General features: G+C 64.1%; 18 protein-coding genes and 1 pseudogene. 9 read left to right on the forward strand and 10 right to left on the reverse strand.

Annotated features, from left to right (window positions below):
- The first annotated feature begins 2 nt into the window (after positions 1 to 2).
- The 3 genes from H1B27_RS07670 to fhuB all read left to right on the forward strand — a co-directional run bounded on the left by H1B27_RS07670 (position 3) and on the right by fhuB (position 3,991).
- Positions 3 to 983: an alpha/beta hydrolase gene (locus H1B27_RS07670; protein WP_197965560.1), complete on the forward strand. Its 981-nt coding sequence runs from the start codon at positions 3 to 5 to the stop codon at positions 981 to 983.
- 178 nt (positions 984 to 1,161) lie between these two features.
- Positions 1,162 to 1,998: an ABC transporter substrate-binding protein gene (locus H1B27_RS07675; protein ID WP_197965561.1), complete on the forward strand. Its 837-nt coding sequence runs from the start codon at positions 1,162 to 1,164 to the stop codon at positions 1,996 to 1,998.
- A complete protein-coding gene (gene fhuB, locus H1B27_RS07680) occupies positions 1,985 to 3,991 on the forward strand; it encodes a Fe(3+)-hydroxamate ABC transporter permease FhuB (protein WP_197965562.1) in 2,007 nt (668 codons plus the stop codon). Before H1B27_RS07675 ends, fhuB begins: the two co-directional genes overlap by 14 nt.
- A 21-nt stretch (positions 3,992 to 4,012) precedes the next feature.
- Here the strand turns inward: fhuB and H1B27_RS07685 are convergent, their stop codons facing one another.
- Complete coding sequence (locus tag H1B27_RS07685) at positions 4,013 to 4,867, reverse strand: ATP-binding cassette domain-containing protein (protein WP_197965563.1); 855 nt, start codon at positions 4,865 to 4,867, stop codon at positions 4,013 to 4,015.
- A complete protein-coding gene (locus H1B27_RS07690; protein WP_061882191.1) occupies positions 4,864 to 5,925 on the reverse strand; it encodes a siderophore-interacting protein in 1,062 nt (353 codons plus the stop codon). The genes H1B27_RS07685 and H1B27_RS07690 overlap by 4 nt, the downstream gene beginning before the upstream one ends.
- Positions 5,926 to 6,229: 304 nt before the next feature.
- Between H1B27_RS07690 and H1B27_RS07695 the strand changes: the two genes are divergently transcribed.
- The 4 genes from H1B27_RS07695 to H1B27_RS07710 all read left to right on the forward strand — a co-directional run bounded on the left by H1B27_RS07695 (position 6,230) and on the right by H1B27_RS07710 (position 11,219).
- Positions 6,230 to 7,927 (forward strand): cyclic peptide export ABC transporter, encoded by a 1,698-nt coding sequence (locus tag H1B27_RS07695; protein WP_210343253.1) that lies wholly within the window; start codon positions 6,230 to 6,232, stop codon positions 7,925 to 7,927.
- 179 nt (positions 7,928 to 8,106) lie between these two features.
- Complete coding sequence (locus H1B27_RS07700) at positions 8,107 to 9,168, forward strand: GNAT family N-acetyltransferase (protein WP_197965564.1); 1,062 nt, start codon at positions 8,107 to 8,109, stop codon at positions 9,166 to 9,168.
- A 22-nt stretch (positions 9,169 to 9,190) separates the two neighbouring features.
- A complete protein-coding gene (locus H1B27_RS07705) occupies positions 9,191 to 10,489 on the forward strand; it encodes a lysine N(6)-hydroxylase/L-ornithine N(5)-oxygenase family protein (protein WP_197965565.1) in 1,299 nt (432 codons plus the stop codon).
- A gap of 355 nt (positions 10,490 to 10,844) precedes the next feature.
- Positions 10,845 to 11,219 carry a hypothetical protein gene (locus H1B27_RS07710; protein ID WP_063816713.1) on the forward strand — a complete coding sequence of 125 codons (375 nt, stop codon included), beginning with the start codon at positions 10,845 to 10,847 and terminating at the stop codon, positions 11,217 to 11,219.
- A 109-nt stretch (positions 11,220 to 11,328) separates the two neighbouring features.
- Here the strand turns inward: H1B27_RS07710 and H1B27_RS07715 are convergent.
- A pseudogene (locus H1B27_RS07715) lies at positions 11,329 to 11,439 on the reverse strand (aldehyde dehydrogenase family protein); the annotation flags it as partial.
- A gap of 56 nt (positions 11,440 to 11,495) precedes the next feature.
- Here H1B27_RS07715 and H1B27_RS07720 point away from each other — a divergent pair.
- Complete coding sequence (locus H1B27_RS07720) at positions 11,496 to 11,861, forward strand: FAD-dependent oxidoreductase (protein WP_246515247.1); 366 nt, start codon at positions 11,496 to 11,498, stop codon at positions 11,859 to 11,861.
- A gap of 377 nt (positions 11,862 to 12,238) precedes the next feature.
- Here the strand turns inward: H1B27_RS07720 and H1B27_RS07725 are convergent, their stop codons facing one another.
- From H1B27_RS07725 to H1B27_RS07750, 6 genes are all read right to left on the reverse strand, one after another.
- Positions 12,239 to 13,075 (reverse strand): transporter substrate-binding domain-containing protein, encoded by an 837-nt coding sequence (locus H1B27_RS07725; RefSeq protein WP_197965567.1) that lies wholly within the window; start codon positions 13,073 to 13,075, stop codon positions 12,239 to 12,241.
- 71 nt (positions 13,076 to 13,146) lie between these two features.
- Positions 13,147 to 13,629, reverse strand: coding sequence for a MaoC family dehydratase (locus tag H1B27_RS07730; protein ID WP_061882198.1), 483 nt, complete (start codon positions 13,627 to 13,629; stop codon positions 13,147 to 13,149).
- A gap of 9 nt (positions 13,630 to 13,638) precedes the next feature.
- A complete protein-coding gene (locus H1B27_RS07735; RefSeq protein WP_197965568.1) occupies positions 13,639 to 15,222 on the reverse strand; it encodes an acyl CoA:acetate/3-ketoacid CoA transferase in 1,584 nt (527 codons plus the stop codon).
- A gap of 4 nt (positions 15,223 to 15,226) precedes the next feature.
- Positions 15,227 to 16,369: an acyl-CoA dehydrogenase family protein gene (locus H1B27_RS07740; protein WP_197965569.1), complete on the reverse strand. Its 1,143-nt coding sequence runs from the start codon at positions 16,367 to 16,369 to the stop codon at positions 15,227 to 15,229.
- Between the two features lie 11 nt (positions 16,370 to 16,380).
- The gene (locus tag H1B27_RS07745) at positions 16,381 to 16,749 is read right to left on the reverse strand and encodes a tautomerase family protein (protein ID WP_197965570.1); all 369 of its coding nucleotides are present in this window, start codon (positions 16,747 to 16,749) and stop codon (positions 16,381 to 16,383) included.
- Between the two features lie 3 nt (positions 16,750 to 16,752).
- Positions 16,753 to 17,838, reverse strand: a complete 1,086-nt coding sequence (locus H1B27_RS07750) for a LacI family DNA-binding transcriptional regulator (protein ID WP_197965571.1) — start codon at positions 17,836 to 17,838, stop codon at positions 16,753 to 16,755.
- Positions 17,839 to 18,025: 187 nt separating this feature from the next.
- On the opposite strand from H1B27_RS07750, the gene dapA reads away from it, so the two are divergent.
- Positions 18,026 to 18,934: a 4-hydroxy-tetrahydrodipicolinate synthase gene (gene dapA / locus H1B27_RS07755; protein WP_197965572.1), complete on the forward strand. Its 909-nt coding sequence runs from the start codon at positions 18,026 to 18,028 to the stop codon at positions 18,932 to 18,934.
- A 5-nt stretch (positions 18,935 to 18,939) separates the two neighbouring features.
- On the opposite strand, the gene H1B27_RS07760 is transcribed toward dapA, so the two are convergent.
- Positions 18,940 to 19,842 carry a LysR family transcriptional regulator gene (locus H1B27_RS07760; protein ID WP_197965573.1) on the reverse strand — a complete coding sequence of 301 codons (903 nt, stop codon included), beginning with the start codon at positions 19,840 to 19,842 and terminating at the stop codon, positions 18,940 to 18,942.
- Between the last annotated feature and the right edge of the window lie 87 nt (positions 19,843 to 19,929).

Here is a 19,929-nt window from a genome sequence, read left to right on the forward strand (position 1 = left end):
CCTTGAGTCTTGATCCAGATATCGCAGCATTGCTCGAGATGGTGCAGGCCGGCACCGAAAGCGGCGCGCGAACTCCGTTTCTGCAATTGACCGCCGCGCAGGCGCGAGCCGATTTCGATGCGTCCTCACCGCTGCTTGATGTCGATCCGCCGGCGTCGGCCTACGAGCGGGGTTTGTCGCTGCCGGCTCGGGATGGCGCGACGATCGAGGCGCGGCTCTATGCGAGCGCGCAGCCGAGCGAGCGTACCCCCAGTCCGGTTCTTCTTTACATGCACGGCGGCGGCTTCGTCGTCGGCAGCCTCGATTCGCATCAGCCATTGTGCCGCGGCCTCGCCATGGACAGCGGTGCGGCGGTGCTCTCGGTCGGCTACAGGCTCGCGCCGGAGCACAAGTTTCCGACGGCCTTCGAGGATGCAGTCGATGCGTTGGCCTGGATCGGTCGGGAAGGCCGCGCGATCGGGCTCGATCCGCACCGCATTGCCGTCGGCGGCGACAGTGCCGGCGGAACGCTTGCCGCCGCGCTCGCGATCGAAGCGAGGACAAAGACGGGCCTTCCGCAGCCGGTGCTCCAGGTTCTCGCTTATCCCGGTCTCAGCTCCCGACAAACCTCCGCATCCTACGAGCGCTACGGTACCGGCCATCTCCTGGAGCGTAGCACTGTCGATTGGTTCTTCCGGCAATATCTCCGCGATGAGTCGGATCGCGACGATTGGCGTTTCGCGCCGCTCGCAGCGGATGATTTGTCGGGCCTCGCTCCCGCTTGCATCGTCCTCGCCGAGTTCGATCCCTTGGTGGACGAGGGGCGCAATTATGCGGCGCGGTTAGCCGCGGCCGGCGTTCCCGTCGATCTGCACGTTTATCCCGGCATGATCCATGAATTCCTGCGCATGGGGAATATCGTGGCCGATGCCTTGCAGGCGAGGGCCACCATCGGGCGGGCGCTCGCCAAGGCCTTTCTCGCCGCTGGCGAAAAGGCGGCCTGATATGGCAATGCGGCGTGAACGAGAGTATGTCATGATCATCATCTCTCGCGGCCCCTCTGCGAGAGACGCCTGAATGGATCCCATGAGCACGTCTATTCCAGACCATAGGCTGTCCCGCCGTGCGCTCCTCGGCGCGGGCGCGGCGATCGGAGGCACGGCCCTTGCGGGTAGATGGCCCATGGCGTTTGCTCAAACCGCCGGATCGCAATCCGGCCTCCGGGTCGCTGCGCTCGGCTGGGCCTGTGCCCAGACGATACTGGCGCTTGGTGTCGTGCCGCTGGTGATTCCGGAGATCGAGCGCTATGGCCGGCTGGTCGTCGAGCCGGCTGTCCCGTCCGCCGTTCAGGAGATCGGTCTGCGTTCGGAGCCAAATCTCGAACTGCTGCAGAGCTTCGCGCCCGACATCATCATCATCGATCCCAGCATTGCAGCCGCCATACCGCGGCTCAAGCTGATCGCGCCGGTCGAGACGTTCACGATCTTCAGACCCGGCGGGCATCCTCTCGACACGGCGCGTCGTTCGACGCTGGAGCTTGCCAAACGCCTCGAGGTGCAGTCGGCGTGCGAAGCCTATTTCGCCCGTTTCGACGTCGCCATGGCCGGCTATCGTGAGCGGCTCCGGGGTCGCGGCGGCAAGCCGCTCTATCTCGTCAGCGAGATCGCGCGCAACCGCGCGCTCGTGTTCGGTCCGAACAGCCTCTATCAGGAGGTGCTCGATCAGTGCGGATTGAGGAATGCCTGGACCGGACAGAGCGGCCCATGGGGCTATACCAGTGTTGGGCTCGAAGTGCTCGCCGCGGTTCCGGACGCGCGGCTGGTCTTGATGACCTCGCGGGTCACGGATGTCGAGGCGCTGCTGAAGGCGAGCCCTGTGCTTCACACCCTGCCGTCACTTCGATCGCACCGGCTGACGGTCCTGGGTAATCAGTTCTTCTATGGCGGCGTGCCGGCGGCCGAACGTTTTGCCCGCCTTCTCGCCGAACGTCTGCCGCGGGAAAGCCATGAGCAAGGTTGAGGCACTGCCGGCCCGATCCGGCCTGGAGATGCATCCGGCGGTGCTGATCGGCTTGCTGCTGGCAGCCGCGGCCGCGCTGACTTGGCGCAACCTGTCCGGATATCTGCCCGCCGGCGCCTGGCTGCCGGTGTTGTGGCGGCCTGAGGTCACCGATCCCCAGCAGATGCTCGTGCACTACACCGTGTTTCCGCGCATTGCGGTGGCGTTGCTGGCCGGCGCGGCTCTCGGTCTTGCCGGCACGGTCTCTCAGCAGGTGTTGCGCAATCCGCTTGCGGAGCCGAGCACCATCGGCGTCCTGAACGGCGCCTATCTTGCGCTGGCCGTGACGACCCTATGGGCGCCGTCGCTGCTCGCCTTCGGCCGCGAGTGGATTGCGCTGTGCGGCGGGTTCGCTGCGTTCCTGTGCGTGTTCGGGCTGACCTGGAAGCGTGCGCTGTCGCCCGTCGTCCTGGTGCTCGCCGGATTGATCGTCAGTTATTACTGCGCCGTGACCACCCAGGCGCTGGTACTGCTCAACCACGAATATCTGATCGGGCTGTTCATCTGGGGGGCGGGCTTCCTCAATCAGCAGGACTGGAGCAACGTGACGTTCCTGGCGCCGCGGCTCCTGATATCGGTCGTCCTGATCGCGGTGATGGTTCGTCCGCTGACCCTGCTCGGTTTCGACGACGAGACCGCGCGCAATCTGGGCCTTGGATTGACGCGAGCGCGGATCTTCGCGCTCGTCATTGCGATCGCGCTCAGCGCTTCGGTCGTCAGCGTGGTCGGCGTCATGGGATTCGTCGGCTTGTCCGCGCCGGCCATCGTCATGCTGTCGGGCGCGCGTCGCTTTCGCGACCGGCTGATCTGGGCGCCTCTTTGCGGCGCCCTGCTGCTGTGGCTGACGGATCAGCTCGTGCTGTTGATTCCGCCCGGCTATCGCGAAATGCCGGCCGGCGCGGTGACGGCCCTGATCGGCGCGCCGATGTTGCTCCTGCTGCTGCCGCGGCTGCGGGCTACCATGCCGATGGGAAATCTGACGCCATCCGCTCCGCAGCGTCTCGATCACCCCTGGCGCGTGATCCTGTTCGCTCTTGTCTTGCTGCTGCTCGTGGTCTGGATCGCACTCGCGCTGGGGGTCGGCTCGGACGGCTGGCACTGGAGCGGTCCGTCCGGCTTGCAGGAGTTCTGGCCGTGGCGCGGGCCGCGCATGGTGTCGGCGCTGGCCGCGGGCGCGACGCTGGCGGTCGCCGGCACGCTGCTGCAGCGGATGACCGGCAATCCGATGGCCGCGCCGGAGGTCATGGGCATCAGCTATGGCGCGGCGATGGGCGTGATCGTTCTGCTCTATCTCTTTCCCGCGCACACGCGGCTGGCGCAGATTGCGGCAGCTGGCATCGGCGCCTTCATCGTGCTGGCGCTGGTGTTGCTGTTCAGCCGGCGGTCCGAGTTCAGTCCGGAGCGCGTGCTCCTGGCCGGGGTCGCCATGAGCGCGGCGTTCGGCGCGATCATCGCCATGGCGCTGGCGACGGGCGATCCGCGGATCGGTACGCTGCTGTCATTGCTGACCGGGTCGCTTTACCAGATCGGTCCGGCCGAGGCCGCGGTCCTCGCTGCGGCGGCGCTCGTTCTGCTGATCATGGTGCCGCTGCTGTCGCGCTGGCTCGACATCCTGCCGCTCGGAGCGACGGCCGCGCGTTCGGTCGGCATCTCGCTGGCGAGAAGCCGCATCATCATCATGCTGCTCACGGCATTGTTGACCGCGACGGCGACGCTGATGGTGGGCCTTCTGAGTCTGGTTGGATTCATTGCTCCGCACATGGCGCGAATGATGGGCGCGCAGCGCGCGTTGCATCAGGCGGCGCTGGCCGCGTTGATCGGGGCGATCCTGATGGTCACGGCGGATTGGGCCGGACGCATGGTGATCTTTCCGTTCCAGATGCCCGCCGGTATCTTCGCCATGATGCTTGCCGGACCCTACCTCATCTGGCTGCTGCGGCCGCAGCGGCGATGACTGCGGCCCAAGCGATGCCGCTTACCGCGCGAAGCTGATGAGATGGCCGTGATCCGGCGACGGCATCACGCCCATCGGGATGCCGTAGATGGTTTCGAGCTCGGCGGGCGTCATGATCTTTTCCGGCCTGCCGCGGGCAATCAGCTTCCCGGAGTGGAGCGCGATGATCTCGTCGCAGAAGCGGGCGGCCATGTTGACGTCGTGAAGCACGACGACCACGCCGAGATTGCGCTCGCGGGCGAGCTGCCTGACCAGCGACAGCACCTCGATCTGATGGGCGATGTCCAGCGCCGAGGTCGGCTCGTCGAGCAACAGGCACTCGGCATCCTGCGCCACCAGCATGCCGATCCAGGCCCGCTGGCGCTCGCCGCCGGACAACGTATCGACCAGGCGGTCCGCAAATGGCTCGATATGGGTCAACGCCATGGCGCTTTCGACCTTCTTGCGGTCGATCTCGCTGAACCGGCCGAGCGCGCCGTGCCAGGGATAGCGGCCGAGTGCGACCAGCTCCTTGACCAGCATGCCGGCGGCGGGCGGCGTCTGCTGCGGCAGGTAGGCGACCTTGCGGGCATAGTCCCGATCGCTCCAGGCGCGCAGTGCGCGGCCTTCGAAAAGAATCGTTCCTGACGTGCTCGGCTGCTGGCGCGACAACAATTTCAGCAAGGTCGACTTGCCGGAGCCGTTATGCCCGATCAGTCCGACGACGCTGCGCGCGGGAAGGGACAAGGTGAGTGGTTCGAGCAGCGCGCGCCCAGCCACCGCGAAGCCGACCTGGTCGAGCTCGAACAACGAGGTGGGTACATTTTGTAAGGCCTGCGTGGTGCTGGTCGGCGCGGCGAGCGTGCTTTTGTCCGTCTGCGCGTTTTGGAAAGTCATGGTTGGCGCAGGCTCCAATAGGCGACGGCCAGATGCTGATCGCGGGAGAGCCTTTGCTCGTCGCGCAAATGGTTTCGCAGGGTCTTCAGCGCCTGCGCCTCACACGCGACCCAGGCGAAGACCTCACCATGGTCGGGCCATTGCACGGCCTTGACGGCGTCGACCAGGAGCTGCGTCGTTCCGGCGGGACGGCCCGCGCGATGCAGCCAGCGGATCGCTACGCCGCTCGGCGCGACCAGCGGAACTTCCTCGCTTCGATCGGCAACCTCGATGAAGGCCTCACCCGTTGCCGTTGCCGGCAGCGTCTCGAGAATTCGCGCGATGGCGGGGAGGGCGGTTTCGTCGCCCACGAGAAGCAACCAGCGTGCCGGACGAATGCCGCGGCCGAGCGGACCGGCCATGCCGCAGACTGCGCCGGCCTTTGCGTTGACGGCGAAGGCCGAGCCCGGTCCGGCATGATCATGAATCACGAAATCGATATCGATCTCGCGGGTCTTCAAGTCGATGCGGCGGATCGTGTAGTAGCGGGTCACGGGCCTGCGGTCGGGCTCCGGCCAAAGGATACGTCCGTCCGGCGCCGGCCACGGCCATTCTGGCTTGGCGAGGCCTTCGGGCGGGAAGTACAGCCGCACGTGCAACTCGTCGTCGTTCACGAAACGGGCGATGTCTTCGCCGGTGAAGGTCAGCCGCCGCATGTGCGGCGTCAGGGTGATCGCGGCCTTCAGCCGCACCTCGCGGAAGTTGGCCAGCGTGCCGCCGTTGGACTCATGACCGGACCAAACGATGGTCGGGGCAATGTCGCCCGCGAATTCGATCACATGCGAGGCGACGACCGCGCGCAGCATCTCCAGATTGCCCTTGTCGTCGGCCTCGACGCGGATCTTGAGCACTTCGGCCTCGACGGCGAGGGAACTGGTTCCGAACGGCAATGTCGCCACCATGAGGCCGCCGCGGTCCTCGAAAGCGATGTCATGCTCGGCCAGATGATCGATCATCCGCGCAGCGAGGCCGGCGGCATCGGGAAGCACGATGCGGGTTTCGGAGATAAGCGGGTCCAAAGTCATTCTCCATCGGGCCTGTCCGATGCTGGCCTTCAAGTGCTTCGATGTCCGGATGTCGCAGCCCGGCACGGCGCCGGATCAAAATCCTGCTCGCTCGCCGGCTGCGCTGCAAAAGCGGTACTACCCGCATCATATTAAAGGCATCGGGGATCCCAAATTAGAATCCATCGAAAGAGCCGACGAAATAAGCGCTGGAAGAGCGGTGCTGCCATCATGTATTCGCATCACATCGGCACGGCTTGTTCTGATCGTGACGGACCGTATAGGTTCGCTTCAGGTCTTCTCCAGCGCGGCTCTCATCATGAACTCACGAAGCGGCCTGATGGCGCAGATTCTGCACCTCCTGCGGCCTTACTGGCCGCTCGTGCTCGGCGGCATCGTTCTGGGTCTGGTTGGCGGCGCCAGCGTCGCGGCGTTGCTCGCGGTCGTCAATCACGGGCTCTATGCCACGCAGGCCGACGTCATCACGCTGCTGCTGGCGTTTGCCGGCCTGTGCCTCCTGATTCTGATCGGGTCCATCGGCGCCGATGTCAGCGCCAATTATGTCGGACAGCGGATCATCGCCGAGCTTCGCAAGTCGCTGGCCGCCAAAATCCTGGCCGCGCCCATCGATCAGCTCGAAATCTACCGGACCCATCGCCTGATCCCGGTCCTCACGCAGGACGTCGACACGATCAGCGATTTCGCGTTCTTCTTTTCGTCCTTTTTCGTCTCGCTCGTGATCGCGCTCGGCTGCATGGTTTACCTGGCGGTGCTGTCGTGGCCGTTGTTCCTGATCACGGGAGCCGTCATCGTTCTGGGGTCGCTGGCGCATGGCTATGCAAGAACCAGAGGCGTCCACGGCTTCAACGTGGCGCGCAATGCGGAGGATCAGCTGCACAAGCAGTATCGCGCGATCGCCGAGGGCGCCAAGGAGCTGCGTCTCAATCGCGTCCGCCGTTGGCGCGTCTATGCCGAGCAACTCCAGCAGACCGTCGACCGGATCAGCTCGGTGCAGATCAGGTCGATCAATCTGTTCGTGACGGCGCGGGCGTTCGGCACGATGCTGTTTTTTGTCGTGATCGGCGTGGCGCTGACCTTGCGTCCGTTCCTTTGGCCCGACAGCCCTGCCGCGGTGTCCAGTGGCTTCGTGCTGGTCCTGCTCTACATGCGCGGACCCATTGATCAGGTCATCGGTATCCTGCCGGCGCTTGGCCGCGCCCAGGTCGCGATGCGGCGCATTGCGGAACTCTCGGAGCAGTTCTCGACCCCCGAGCATAATCTTCTGGCCAGTGCTTCTGCTCCGCCAAGCAAGACGACAATCGAATCGATCGAGCTCCGCGGCGTAACCTATGCCTTTCGCGCTGTGCCGGGCAGTGCCCCCTTCGTCCTTGGGCCGGTTGATCTGGTTGTCCGGCAGGGAGAGATCGTTTTCATCGTGGGGCAGAATGGAAGCGGAAAGACGACTCTCATCAAGCTGTTGCTGGGCCTATATGCTCCTCATGGCGGCACGGTGCTTCGCGACGGCTCGCCCGTCCTTACGGAGACGCGGGACGATTACCGCCAGCTCTTCACGACCATCTTTTCTGACTACTATCTGTTCGAGGATCTCATACGTGGAGAGGGCCTGGTTCCCGATGTCGCGGAGCGCTACCTCCAGCGGTTAGAGGTCGCGCACAAGGTCTCCGTCGAGAACGGCGTGTTCACGACGACGGACCTGTCGACCGGACAGCGCAAGCGATTGGCCCTGATGAATGCGTGGCTGGAGGAAAGACCCGTTCTCGTGTTCGACGAGTGGGCCGCGGATCAGGATCCGGCCTTCCGGCACATCTTCTACACGGAGCTGCTGCCTGATCTGAAGCGTCTCGGAAAGACCATCATCGTGATTTCACACGATGATCGCTATTTCGGGATTGCGGATCATCTGGTGCGGCTGCGCGACGGCAAGATCGTCGCAAGTGAGGCAAGGGCCAGCAACGTCGCTGGGGCTTCTGCAGTTCCAACCGATGCGCCGCTTTAGACATATTGTAGCGAGCCGCTGGTGCTATTTGTCGCACGCAAACGACAGGATGCGATCCCGTTTTGCGACAGGCCGTCAGATTTGTAGAGAATCTAATCTGCGTGTGCGCGCATTCCTTGTCAGCCTGTAGGCGAGTGATCTACACCACGCGTCAGCGATGATCGAGATGCGAGGGCCGGATGAACAAGGCTTCGGATTCCGGGACCGGACCTCGTGCGTTCCCGGTCGGCCCATATTCCGCTCAGACCGTTTTCCAGGAGGGCGATCGCCTTCGCGTCGTCGCTGCCGATGTGACCGCATTGGACCTGCGCCTGCGCGAGCGCGTCGATCACGTCGAGATCCTGAATGCCTCGGACGACCGCGAGGTTGCGGCACGGGCGGTGTCGGCGTCCGCCGAGGCGCTGTTTGCCTGGCGACCTGGCGCCGATCGGCTCGTTCTGGACTTCGCTGGAAGAGCGCCGCTTGCACGAGAGCTGACGGAGAGTGGTCTCGCCATCATGTCCGAGGGGCAGCTGGTGCTGCTGCCCGAACTGGTCATGCAGCGGCGGGACAACTGGCTGGTCAACCCCGGGCGACCGCCATTGCCGCAACTCCACGTCATGACGGACGGCAAGCGCCACCCGCGCCGCGCCGCCAAGCCGACGGGAAAGGTGTACGGCCGTTTCATTCCCTGGCTGTCGGAGGTCATCTCGTTTCGCGTGGCCGATCTCGAGAATGATCTCCATTTGTTGCATCGCTGGATGAATGACCCCCGCGTCGATGCGTTCTGGAACGAGGCGGGCGATCTCGACAGGCATCGGCGATATCTGGCCGGTAACCTGGCTGATCCCCATATGCTGCCGTTGATCGGCTGCTTCGGTGATGAGCCGTTTGGCTATTTCGAACTTTACTGGGCCAAGGAAAATCGCATCGCGCCGTTCTATGATGCCGATGACTATGACCGGGGATGGCACGTGGTCGTGGGCGAGGACGCTTTTCGCGGCGGTCGTTATATCAGCGCGTGGCTGCCGTCACTGATGCACTACATGTTCCTTGACGATTGCCGTACGCAGCGGATCGTCGGGGAGCCGGCGGCGGCGCACTCCCAGCAGCTTCGCAATCTCGAGCGCTCGGGGTTCGCGAAGATCAAGAATTTCGACTTTCCCCATAAGCGCGCGACCCTAGTGGTGTTGTTACGCGAGCGCTTCTTCGGCGATCGGCTCTGGCTTCCGGCAGCCGCCGGCCCGGCGGTCCCATCCTAGAGCTCGAGCGGAGCGCAGCTTCATGTCTCATCAACTTGCGGTCGAGCACGACGTCATCGGCGTTGGATTCGGGCCCTCCAACCTCGCGCTTGCGATCGCATTGGACGAATGCGCGAAGCGGTCTCGGCAAAAATGCACGCCGCTGTTCGTGGAGAAGCAGCCGCATTTCACCTGGCATGGCGGCATGCTGCTTCCAGGCAGCGACATGCAGATATCGTTTCTCAAGGATCTTGTCTCCTTGCGCGATCCGACCAGCCCCTTCACCTTTGTGAACTATCTGCACAAGCGCGGCCGCTTGCTGGAGTTCATCAACTGCCGGACGTTCCATCCGAGCCGGGTCGAGTTCAATGATTACCTGCAGTGGGTGGCGAGCCATTTCAAGTCGCAGGCCGCTTACGGCGAGACCATCGTCGCCGTCGAGCCGGTGACGGCCGGGCAGACGGTGACGTCGTTGCGGGTGCATTCGCGCTCGCTCGCCGGCGGAGAGACCGTGCGGCTGGCGCGAAATCTCGTGGTCGCGGTAGGAGGCCAGCCCTATGTTCCGCAGGTGTTTGCCAAGGCTGCCGACGATCGCAGGCTGCTGCATTCCAGCCGCTATCTCGACCTGATCGAGCGCGTTGTCCCGCGCGGCCGGGCCGTGCGCGTGGCCGTCGTCGGTGGCGGGCAGAGCGCGACGGAGGTAACGGTCGATCTTCATGGCCGATGTCCCGAAGCGCACATCGATCTGATCTTCCGCGGCCACGCTCTCAAGCCGTCCGACAGCAGTCCCTTCGTCAATGAGATCTTCAACCCGGACTATACGGACTTCGTCTACGCGCAGCCTGCCGAGCGGCGGGATGCGATCGTCCGCAACTTCCGGAACACCAACTATGCCGTCGTCGATTCCGACCTGCTGGACCGGCTGTATCGGCTGCTTTACCAGCAGCGCGTCGGTGGCGACGCAAGGGTCGTGTTGCGTCCCCGCAGTGAGATTACCAATGTGGATGCGGGACCGGACGGCATCGAGATCGGCGTGATCGACAAGTTTCGCGGCGAAAACCGTCGTTCGACTTACGACGTGGTCGTTCTGGCGACGGGATACGACAGGGATACGCCGCACGGGTTTCTCGAACCGATCCGCCGCTACATTCGCGATGCGGCGCTGGATCGCAACTACCGGCTCGTGACCAGCCCGGCGTTCCGGCCGCAGATTCACCTCCAGGGCTATTCGGAGTCCTCCCACGGCCTGAGCGATACGCTGCTTTCGGTTCTTGCCGTGCGTTCCCAGGAGATTGCGGAGTCACTGCTTTCGACCATATCGCGCCGGGAGCTCATTGCTTAGCTCGCTGTGATAAACACGCCAATTGCCGTGCCGGACCAGGCGAATCCGGCACGACAGGCACGGCCGGCGGGGATCCCGCATCGACGATTAATGGTGCGGTGAGACCGCAAAACCTACGTCTGCGGCCCTGAGGGTTGCTTCTGGCACGGCTCAAGCTGAGGTCGCGGCCCAATTCGCGATGTCCGCACGACGCAATCTGGCGTGTTCCGATAATTGACTTGGAACGGCCTCGATCTAGAACTTGTCTAATCGATATCAACCAGGGGGTGTGCACCGGGGACAACGCCGGACGGCTCTGCTAGAGATGTTCTTAGAACGATCTTTGGAATGTTTGTAGGTTCGGGTGGAACTGACCGTGAGGAAAGCCTTCGCTCTCAAGCAAAGCCAGAGTCATTTGCCGGAGCGGATCGCAGTCATATTGGTCTACAGCCCACTTGCGGCGTTGATCGGCAGGGAGCCGTCGACGCGCATGAACTATCTCCTCGAAATTGCGTCGCTCCATACCAGAGCCGAACTCCTTGCACAGCCGGGGCTGGGACGCACGGGCGTACGCCGGATCGAGAAGTGGATGGCCTTTCACGGGCATCGCGTGCGCGACGTCAACGAGAGTCTCGATAGCGTGATCTGCCGTTTTGCGTTCCAACGCTCTTCCGTGCGGAAGGGTAGTCGTCGTTGTCTCTCCTCGGTAACCACCTTGGTACAAGAGCGATCGCGCGAAGCAGCTCAGTAAAATCGCTGGATATCCCGATCGACGAGAGGCGGGAGGCCGGCCGGAAATGCGATGATGTCTGCAGTGACGTGTTCACGGCGATTTCCGTTCAATCGAAGTCGAACTTGACGCCCTGGGCGAGCGGATTGCCGACGGAGACGGAGGCATAGACCTTCTTCAGCCGCGGCACGAAGCTGTCATAGAGGTGCTCGTGAACGAAGAGGCGTCGCAGCGTTGTGCAAACGCGCCTCGGACAACCCGACCCGCGGGCGGACGCAAAAGAGGACGTCGGAGCCGATGCTAGGCAACGCCAGATCCCGCGGTCTCTGGGAATTGACCGCACCACCGGCGCCTGACATCGCCGGACTGAACGGCTCGATCAAGGTCGACACGGCCATCGTCGGCGGCGGATATACTGGCCTGTCGGCCGCGCTCCATCTCGCTGAGGCGGGTGCCAATGTCGCGCTGCTCGAGTCGGTGGATACCAGCAGGCGGGAAATCCTCGGCGATGCAGGCAAGGTCACAACGATACGCAACGCTTTGCGCAACGTGTTCAACGGTTTATGGTGGAAAAATCAACGAAAGCAGAGGTTGCGAAAGGTGGCGCTTTTCCGTAGCGCCCATGATGGATTGGAACGAGAGTTAAGCTATTCAAATACTTAGAGGGTGGTGTGTGCACGACGTGTGCACCGAGAGAGCAAGAAAAATCTTTCGACAGCCAACGAGGAGCAAGCCTTCTGAAGCGGACGGGGTCGGCCTTCAGTGGTGCGAGTGCAAGGCAGAGTTTTCGAGGATGACCGCAGACTAGTGCGAGTGCTGACGAGCAACCTCAGTTCTCGAAGATGAAAATTGTCACTCAATTGCCACTTAATCGCATGGTCGTGCTGATCGATCCGAGATCAAATCGTTCCTAGGGTATTGGCTGGTCGCGTTCCCCGCGACCAACGAGTATAGCGGGCGGGTGCTGTTCTCCCATCAACGGCAGTTGTTGATAGGGTCGATCTTATATGCGCGGCCACACATGAGGCAGCGCAAGCTTGTTAATTGGTCGGCCCGTCGCCGCGAATGGCGAACGTCGTGGCCTTCAGTTTGGTCATGCCGAACTTGTCGAACAGCTTGTCATAGGTGCCGTCGGCGCGGATCGCAGTGAGGGCATCGGCGGCGGCCTGCGCGAGCTGCTTGTCGCGAAAGGCAAACGTAATGTCTGTGCCGGCGATGTCGCGGACCCAGATCTTTGCGATGCCCTTCTGCTCGAGCGAGTTGGCGGTCTCGTTGATGTTGAGCGCGGCCTCGAGCTGCCCGGCGCGCAGTGCCGCAGAGGTGGCGGTGACGGTGGTGAAGGTGCGCAGCTCGATCGGCTTGAGGCCCTTGGCCTCCATCGCGATGCTGAACTCGCGCGCTTTGCGCTCGGTGTAGGTCGCCGATTCCACGCCGACGACGCGGCCGGCGAGATCCTCGAACTTTTCGAGCTTCAGGCTGGAGGAGGGATCGGTGTAGATGCTGATCGCCTGCTGCGCATAAGGCACGAGGTAGAGCATCTTCGAGCGCTCCTCGGTCCAGAACAGGCCGGTGTTGATGGCATCGAACCGCCCCGAGCGCAGCGCCGGGATCATCGGCGGGAAGTCCATGCGCAGGAACACCGCCTCGACGCAGATGCGCTTGGCGATCTCGCGGGCGAGCTCGACGTTGAGGCCCTGTAGTTCGCCCTTGTCGTCGACGAATTGCTGCGGCGGCAGCGTCGGGTTAATCGACATCTGCCATTTCGGCGCCTCGATCAAGCTCGACGCCGGAACCTTCGGCGTGCAGGTCTGGGCACCGGCGGCCTGCGTCAGGCCGGCCAGAACAACGAGGCCGGAGAAGATTTTGGGAAATCGCATCTGAATACTCCGATCAAATCGTGGATGGCAGAGGAGCCGTTCTCCGGTCCGAAGTCTTCTTCATTGTCTCGTCATGTGGCCGCCTCAGCATCGACTTGCCGGGTCAGGATCAGCGAGATGTGGCGCGCCGCGGTCACCACCTCGTCGCGCTGATTGAGGAGGTCGAGCGTCTCGACGACGATGCCGCGCGCGGGGTTTTTGGTCGGCCGCTTCTCGACGAATCGGAAGCGCACCCGCAAGCTATCGCCAGCGACGATGGGACCCTTGAATTTGACCTCGTCCCAGCCTAGCGAGGCGACCGAGGTCTCCTCGTACAGCTTCAGCTCCGACTTCAGTCCTTCCATCAGCGACAGGCCGAACAGGCCATGGCCAATCACCGCGGGAAAGCCGCGGGAGCGCGCATAGGCGCCATCGACATGGAGCGGATGATGATCGCGCGTGACGTCGGCGAAGACTGCGATGTCGGCCTCCGTCACGGTGTGCACGGCGGTCTCGAACTCCGCGCCCAGCGCGATGTCCTCGTAGCGGAGATTGATCGGGGCGCTCGTGTCCATGCTGATCCCTCAGGCAACCTTGCGCGGCCGCGCGGGGAGGGCCTTGAAACTCTGCGCGATTCCCATCGGGCCGGAGCGGAAGATGCGCGGGTCCATGTCTTTCAGTTGCGGGCTGATGCGTGGGCGAAAGCCCATATGGGCGAGGATGTCCGGCTCCAGCCGCACGCCGGGCGCGATCTCGGTCAGCGTCACGTGGCCGCTCTCCAGCTCGAACACGGCGCGCTCGGTGATGTAGCTGACATGCTGGCCGCGCTGCGCGGCGAGGGAAGCGCTGAAGCTGATCTGGCCGACTTGTGGGACGAACTTGCGGAAAGCGCCGTCGCGCCGGATCGCGAGGCGGCCGTTCTCGACACCGATGTCGAACTTGCCGCCGGTCATGGTGCCGCTGAAGATCAGCCGCTTGGCATTCTGGGTGATGTCGATGAAGCCGCCGGAGCCGTCGCGGCGCTCGCCGAAGCGCGTAACGTTGACGTTGCCCGCCTCGTCCACCTCGGCGAAGGAGAGGAAGGCGCAGGAGAGGCCGCCGCCGTCATAGAAGTCGAACTGATAGGCCTGGTCGAGAATGACGCGCGGATTGATCGCAGTGCCGAATTCGCGGGCATGACCCGGCACGCCGCCGACCACGCCGGATTCCACCGTCAGCGTGATCAGGTCGGAGATGCCTTCCTCGGCCGCGACATTGGGGATCATCGCGGAAATGCCGACGCCGAGATTGACGACGTCGCGCGGGCGCAATTCGAAGGCGGCGCGGCGGGCGATCACCCGCCGCTCCGTGAGCGGATCGGGCGTGATCATCGCCTCTGGAACCCGCGTCTCGCCGCAGCGCGCGGGGTCATAGGTGGTGCCGTAAGTCTGCATCTGCTCGGGCTCGAGCACGACATGGTCGATCAGGAAACCGGGGATCTTGACCATCTGCGGATGAATCGAGCCGCGCTTCACGATGCGCTTGACCTGGCAGATCACGGTGCCGCCGGCATTGTGCACGGCCTGCGCGATCGACAGATCCTCGCGCGTCGTGCCCTCGTGCTCCATGCTGATATAGCCGTCCTCGTCGGCCGAGGTCCCGCGGATGATGGCGACGTCGGGCGGGGCTGGGACGCGGTACAGCAGCCAGGACTGGCCGTGTAGCTCGAGCAGGTCGACCAGCGGCGCGGTGGTGCGCTTGTTCATGCGCCCGCCATCCTGGCGCGGGTCCATGTAGGTGTTGAGGCCGACATGGGTGAGCACGCCCGGATGCTTCGCGGCCATGGCACGGCAGAGCTGGCTCATCACGCCTTGCGGGAAATTGTAGGCGTCGATCAGCTCGTCGCGGACGAGGCGCATGAACGGCACCTGGAGCCCGAAGTTGCCGCCGATCACGCGCGCGATCAGGCCTTCATGGGCGAGATGGCAGAGGCCCTTCTCGGTCACGGCGCCGACGCCGGTGATGTTGATCAGCGTCAGATTGTGCGGGCCGTGACCGCCGAGGAAACGCTGCTCCAGTGCGTCGAGAATGGCTTCGGCAGCGCCGGTGCCGCCATTGCCGCCGACGATCAGCGTGTCAGAGTCGCGGATGAGACCGGCGGCCTCTGCCGCAGTGATGATGCTCAGCATGCCCTCACGCGGCCTCCTTCTCGACCTGGCGGGCGATGATCAGCCGCTGGATCTGGTTGGTGCCCTCGTAGATCTGGGCGAGGCGGACGTCGCGGAAGATGCGCTCGATCCGATACTCGCGCGAATAGCCGTTGCCGCCGTGGATCTGCAGCGCGTTGGAGACGTGTTTCATCGCCATGTCGGTGGTGAACAGCTTTGCCTGTGCCGCCTCCTTGGCGATCGGCTCGCCGGCATCGTGCAGACGCGCGGCATGGTGGATCAGCAGGCGCGCGGCGGCGATGTCGGTCGACATGTCCGCGAGCATGAACTGCACCGCCTGGAAGCCGATGATGGCCTGGCCGAACTGCTTGCGGTCCCTGGCATAGGCGGTCGCGTCCTCGAACGCAGCCTGCGCCATGCCGAGCGCCATCGAGGCCATCATCAGCCGGCTGAAGTTGAAGTTTCTCATGGCCATCTTGAAGGCCTGGTTCTCCGGTCCCATCACGCTGTCGGCTGGCAGGCGCACGTCGGAGAAGGTGATCTGGCAGTCGTCGAGGCCGTGCATGCCGAGCAGCTCCTCGTTCTTGCCGCGCGCGATGCCTGGCAGGGCGCCGTCGACGAGAAGACAGGAGATGGCGCGATGGCCCGCATCTGCGCCGGTGCGCGCGAACACCATGATGTGATCGGCGACGCCGCCGAGCGTCACCCAGGCCTTGGTGCCGTTGAGCCGCCAGCCATTGCCTTCGCGCACCGCGTTGGTGCGGATGCTAGCTACGTCGGAGCCGTGGTCCGGCTCGGAGACGGCGGTCGCGGGAATGATGTCGCCGCTCAGAATCTGCGGGATCAGCGCCTTGTGCGCCTCGGTGCCGTGATGATCGAAGAACAGCACGGCCTCGACCGGGATCGCAAAGGCGTTGGCGACCGCGCCGGAGCAGCGCGCCAGCTCCTCCATGGCGATGCAGGCCGCGACCGCATCGAGACCGGCGCCGCCGGCGCCTTCGCGCAGGCAGATGCCAAACAGGCCGAGATCGGCCATGCCCTTGTAGAGCGCGCGGTCGAAGCGGTCCTCGCGATCGATCGCCGCGGCGCGCGGCAGGATTTCTGCCTCCGCGAAGCGGCGGGCGGTCCCGCGCAGGGCCTTCTGGTCTTGGCTATAGAAGCGGTCCATGGCGTGCTCCGTCAGTCGCTGGCGAGCTTGGAATCGTGGGAGACTTCGCTGCGGTCGCGATCGCAGAAATACACCGCGACGTCGTCGCCCGACACGCCATAGGCGCTGCACACGCCACGGGTCAGCGCGATGGCGGCGGCGCGGCGCTCGGCCTCGCTGCGGCGGAAGGCGTGGACCTTGAGCAGGATGCGCTGGCCGGTGGCCTCCGCGCCAAACCTGCCGGCATGGGCGTAGTCGTCCGGCGCAATGTTCAGGAAATAGAGTGTGACCGTGTCGGCCGTGACACCGAACGCCGACATTAGGCCGTCCGTCACCGAGCGCGCCAGAGCGGCCTTGCGCTGGACCGGAGCTTGCGGGGCGAGCACTTCGACATAGGGCATCGATCAGACCTTCGCGGACTTGGCAGCAGATGATTTGGATGAAGACGATTTGGACTTGCCGGATTTCGCAGGAGCCGTGGCGTCGAAGTGGCGGCAGGAGTCGCGCTTGATCAGCCGGGCGCCGACGCGATATTCGCGGACACCGTCATTGCCATTACCCTTGGCGTCCATGCGATGCAGCAGTCGGTCGACGGCGAGATTGGCAAGATCCCGCGCGCCATTGTCGACGATGCTGATGGCCGGACGATGCCATTCGAACCACGGCATGTCCTCATAACAGAGCAGCGAGAGATCATCGGGAATGGTGATGTTCCGTTCCGCCGTGACGCGCAACACGCCGAGCGTCGCCTCGTGATTAGCAACGAAGATCGCGCTCGGCGGGCGGGGGAGGTCGAGGAGCTTGCGGCAGCAGGTCACGCCGGTCTCGGGCACGTAGTGGCCGGCATGAATCAACGTGTCGTCCCTTGCGATGCCGGCTTCGCGTAGCGCGCGGACATAGCCGGACAAGCGTTCGCGGCCCGACGTGGTGTCCTGACGGCCGACGATCAGCCCGATGCGCTTGTGCCCGAGCTCGATCAGATGACGCGTACCCAGATAAGCGCCTTGCGGATCGTCCGCGAGCACGGTCTCGAGATCGGTCGCGTCATCGCGCCGCACCAGGCAGACGATCGGTATGTCCTTCGCCAGCGCCTTGAGCTGCGCGCCGTTCTTGCCGGTCGGGACCACGATCAGCCCGTCGATGCGGTGGTCGACCAGCGTGGTGAGGGTGTCGCTCTCCTGCTGCGGATCGTCGCCGCCGATGCACAGAAGCATCTGATAACCCAGCGCCTTCAGGCGCGCCTGCACCACTTCGGCCATTACCTGGAACGAGGCGTTGGTGAGATTGTGGACGAGGAGCGCCACGAGGCGCGACTGTCCGGTCTTGAGGCCCCGCGCGATCGGGTTCGGCCGGTAGCCGAGCTCGCGCGCGATGAGCAACAGGCGCTGCTGCGTGCGTTCGCTGGTCAGGCCGGTTCCCGTCAGCGCCCGGGACGCAGTGCTGACTGAAACACGGGCCGCTTGTGCCACATCTTTGAGCGTGACGCTCATCAAACCCGCCGATACACTGCAAACGATTGCAGAAACGCTAGGAGCATATCCTACGCGGATCAAGCTCAAAAAATGGATGGTGTTGCCCAATGCCGAGCCATTTATGCAAACGATTGCGTAGTCATTGCGGATATTCCGCAGGCACCGCCCGCCGTCTGAAGTCACCCGAGCGCCCGGCAGTACCTCGATGAAGACGTTTCGCGGCACCTACACCGTCATGATCACCCCGTTCACGGCGGGGGGCGAGGTCGATGTTGCGGCCTTGCGCGCCTTCGTCGACTGGCAGATCGCGCAGGGCATTCACGGGCTGATCCCGCTCGGCTCGACCGGGGAGTTCCTGTCTATGGACGATGACGAGAAGGCGCTGGTTGCCGAGGTCGTCATTCGCCAGGCCGCGGGCCGCGTGCCGGTGCTGATCGGTACCGGCGCGGAGGATACGCGCGAGGTCGTGCGTCTCAGCCGCCGTGCCGAAAAACTGGGCGCGGACGGCGTCATGATCATTCCGCCGTTCTATTCGACGCCGACCGACGATGAGCTGGTGCATCACTACAAAACGGTGGCCGATGCCATCGCGCTGCCGATCATGGTCTACAACAATCCCGCGACCGCCAATGTCGATCTCAAGCCGCCACTTGTGGCGCGCATCGCCGAGATCGACAACTGCCTCTATATCAAGGAGTCGACGCTGGAGGTGACGCGCGTGCGCGACGTCATCCGCCTCTGCGGCGACAGGATGACGGTGTTCGGCGGCATCCTCGGCTTCGAATCCTTCGTCGAGGGCGCGCAGGGCTGGGTGGCCGTGGCCTCCAACGTGGTTCCGGCGGAGATGGCCCGCATCTTCAGCCTCGTCGCCGACCACGGCGCGATCAAGGAAGCGCGCGAGCTCTATCTCAAATACCTGCCGGTGATCGAGTTCGTCGGCGGCCAGGCCTACGTCGCCGGCAGCAAGGCGCTGCTCAGTCATATGGGCTTTGCAGCGGGCCATCCGCGCCCGCCGCGACTGCCACTTCCCGCAGCACAGGATGCTGCCGCGCTGGCGTTGGTCGGGCGCTTCGGTCTGACCTGGCCGGATGCATCAAAGCGGGCGAGCGCATGAAGGCCTCACTGCCGCGCCACTGCAATCCGGGCCGCGATCTCCTCGCGCGCGTGCCTGATCAGGGATTGCGTCAGCCGTTGCTGCATGCGGCCGGCCGGCACGACGGCAGATACGGTGACCTCGGTCTTCGGTTTGAACGGTATGCTCCTGAGGCGGCTATAGCGCGTCGAGGACGCCGTCAGCTCGTCCATGATGGTCACCCCGAGCCCTTCTTCGACGAAATGTCCCGCGACATTCATGAAGCGCACCTCAATGGCGGGAGCGAAGTTGACGGCGCTGCGGCGAAACGCCTCCTGGATCAGGCTGCTGATGCGGCTCGAGGTGCGGGCGTTGATCAGAGGCATATCGCGCAGATCGGTCGGACTGACGAAGTTCAATTGCGTCAGCGGGCTATCAGCCGGGCAGGCGCAGACCATGTCGAGCTGGGCCAGCGGCAAATAGTCCAGCGTCGGACGCGGATGCGGCTCCATGGCGAAGCCGACATCGACGACACCGGTCTCGACATATTCCAGAAGGTCGTCGAGCCGCTGCGTCTCAAGCGAAATTTCGACGCCGCAATGGTCGCGGCCGAAGCGAGCGACAACTTGCGGCAGCAGCGATTCCGACAATTCGGATGTCGCGATGATCCGCATCCGTCCCTTGCGGCCGGCGCGCAGATGCGCCGCCGTCTGGCTGATCAGGTCCTGCATCAGGAACAGCGGCTCGGCCTCCGCGAGCAGGATCTGCGCCTCCTGCGTCGGGATCATGCGCTTGCTGACGCGGTCGAACAGCAGGAAGCCGAGCGTGGTCTCCGCGTGCTTGATGGCGTTGCTGACCGCCGGCTGCGACATGCCGAGATCCTTTGCCGCCGCGACGGTCGATCGCGTGCGCATCACGGCACGCAGGATTTCGAGCTGTCGAAGATTCATCGGGATGGTCCGGTCACAGGTGAGCGACGACAGTGTGCATCATAGATTTTGGTTATCAACCTCGCCCGGAAAATAATTGATGGCGAT

Origin of the sequence: Bradyrhizobium diversitatis (assembly GCF_016031635.1) — a bacterium.
GTDB classification, from domain to species: Bacteria; Pseudomonadota; Alphaproteobacteria; order Rhizobiales; family Xanthobacteraceae; genus Bradyrhizobium; species Bradyrhizobium diversitatis.

Coding starts and splice junctions, on each gene's coding strand:
- fhuB (WP_197965562.1), top strand. CDS start 1,985: ATGAGCAAGGTTGAGGCACTGCCGGCCCGATCCGGCCTGGAGATGCAT.
- H1B27_RS07750 (WP_197965571.1), bottom strand. CDS start 17,838: ATGAGCGTCACGCTCAAAGATGTGGCACAAGCGGCCCGTGTTTCAGTC.
- H1B27_RS07675 (WP_197965561.1), top strand. CDS start 1,162: ATGGCGTTTGCTCAAACCGCCGGATCGCAATCCGGCCTCCGGGTCGCT.
- H1B27_RS07730 (WP_061882198.1), bottom strand. CDS start 13,629: ATGGACACGAGCGCCCCGATCAATCTCCGCTACGAGGACATCGCGCTG.
- H1B27_RS07760 (WP_197965573.1), bottom strand. CDS start 19,842: ATGAATCTTCGACAGCTCGAAATCCTGCGTGCCGTGATGCGCACGCGA.
- dapA (WP_197965572.1), top strand. CDS start 18,026: ATGAAGACGTTTCGCGGCACCTACACCGTCATGATCACCCCGTTCACG.
- H1B27_RS07725 (WP_197965567.1), bottom strand. CDS start 13,075: ATGCGATTTCCCAAAATCTTCTCCGGCCTCGTTGTTCTGGCCGGCCTG.
- H1B27_RS07740 (WP_197965569.1), bottom strand. CDS start 16,369: ATGGACCGCTTCTATAGCCAAGACCAGAAGGCCCTGCGCGGGACCGCC.
- H1B27_RS07745 (WP_197965570.1), bottom strand. CDS start 16,749: ATGCCCTATGTCGAAGTGCTCGCCCCGCAAGCTCCGGTCCAGCGCAAG.
- H1B27_RS07685 (WP_197965563.1), bottom strand. CDS start 4,867: ATGACTTTCCAAAACGCGCAGACGGACAAAAGCACGCTCGCCGCGCCG.
- H1B27_RS07720 (WP_246515247.1), top strand. CDS start 11,496: ATGCTAGGCAACGCCAGATCCCGCGGTCTCTGGGAATTGACCGCACCA.
- H1B27_RS07695 (WP_210343253.1), top strand. CDS start 6,230: ATGAACTCACGAAGCGGCCTGATGGCGCAGATTCTGCACCTCCTGCGG.
- H1B27_RS07705 (WP_197965565.1), top strand. CDS start 9,191: ATGTCTCATCAACTTGCGGTCGAGCACGACGTCATCGGCGTTGGATTC.
- H1B27_RS07700 (WP_197965564.1), top strand. CDS start 8,107: ATGAACAAGGCTTCGGATTCCGGGACCGGACCTCGTGCGTTCCCGGTC.
- H1B27_RS07735 (WP_197965568.1), bottom strand. CDS start 15,222: ATGCTGAGCATCATCACTGCGGCAGAGGCCGCCGGTCTCATCCGCGAC.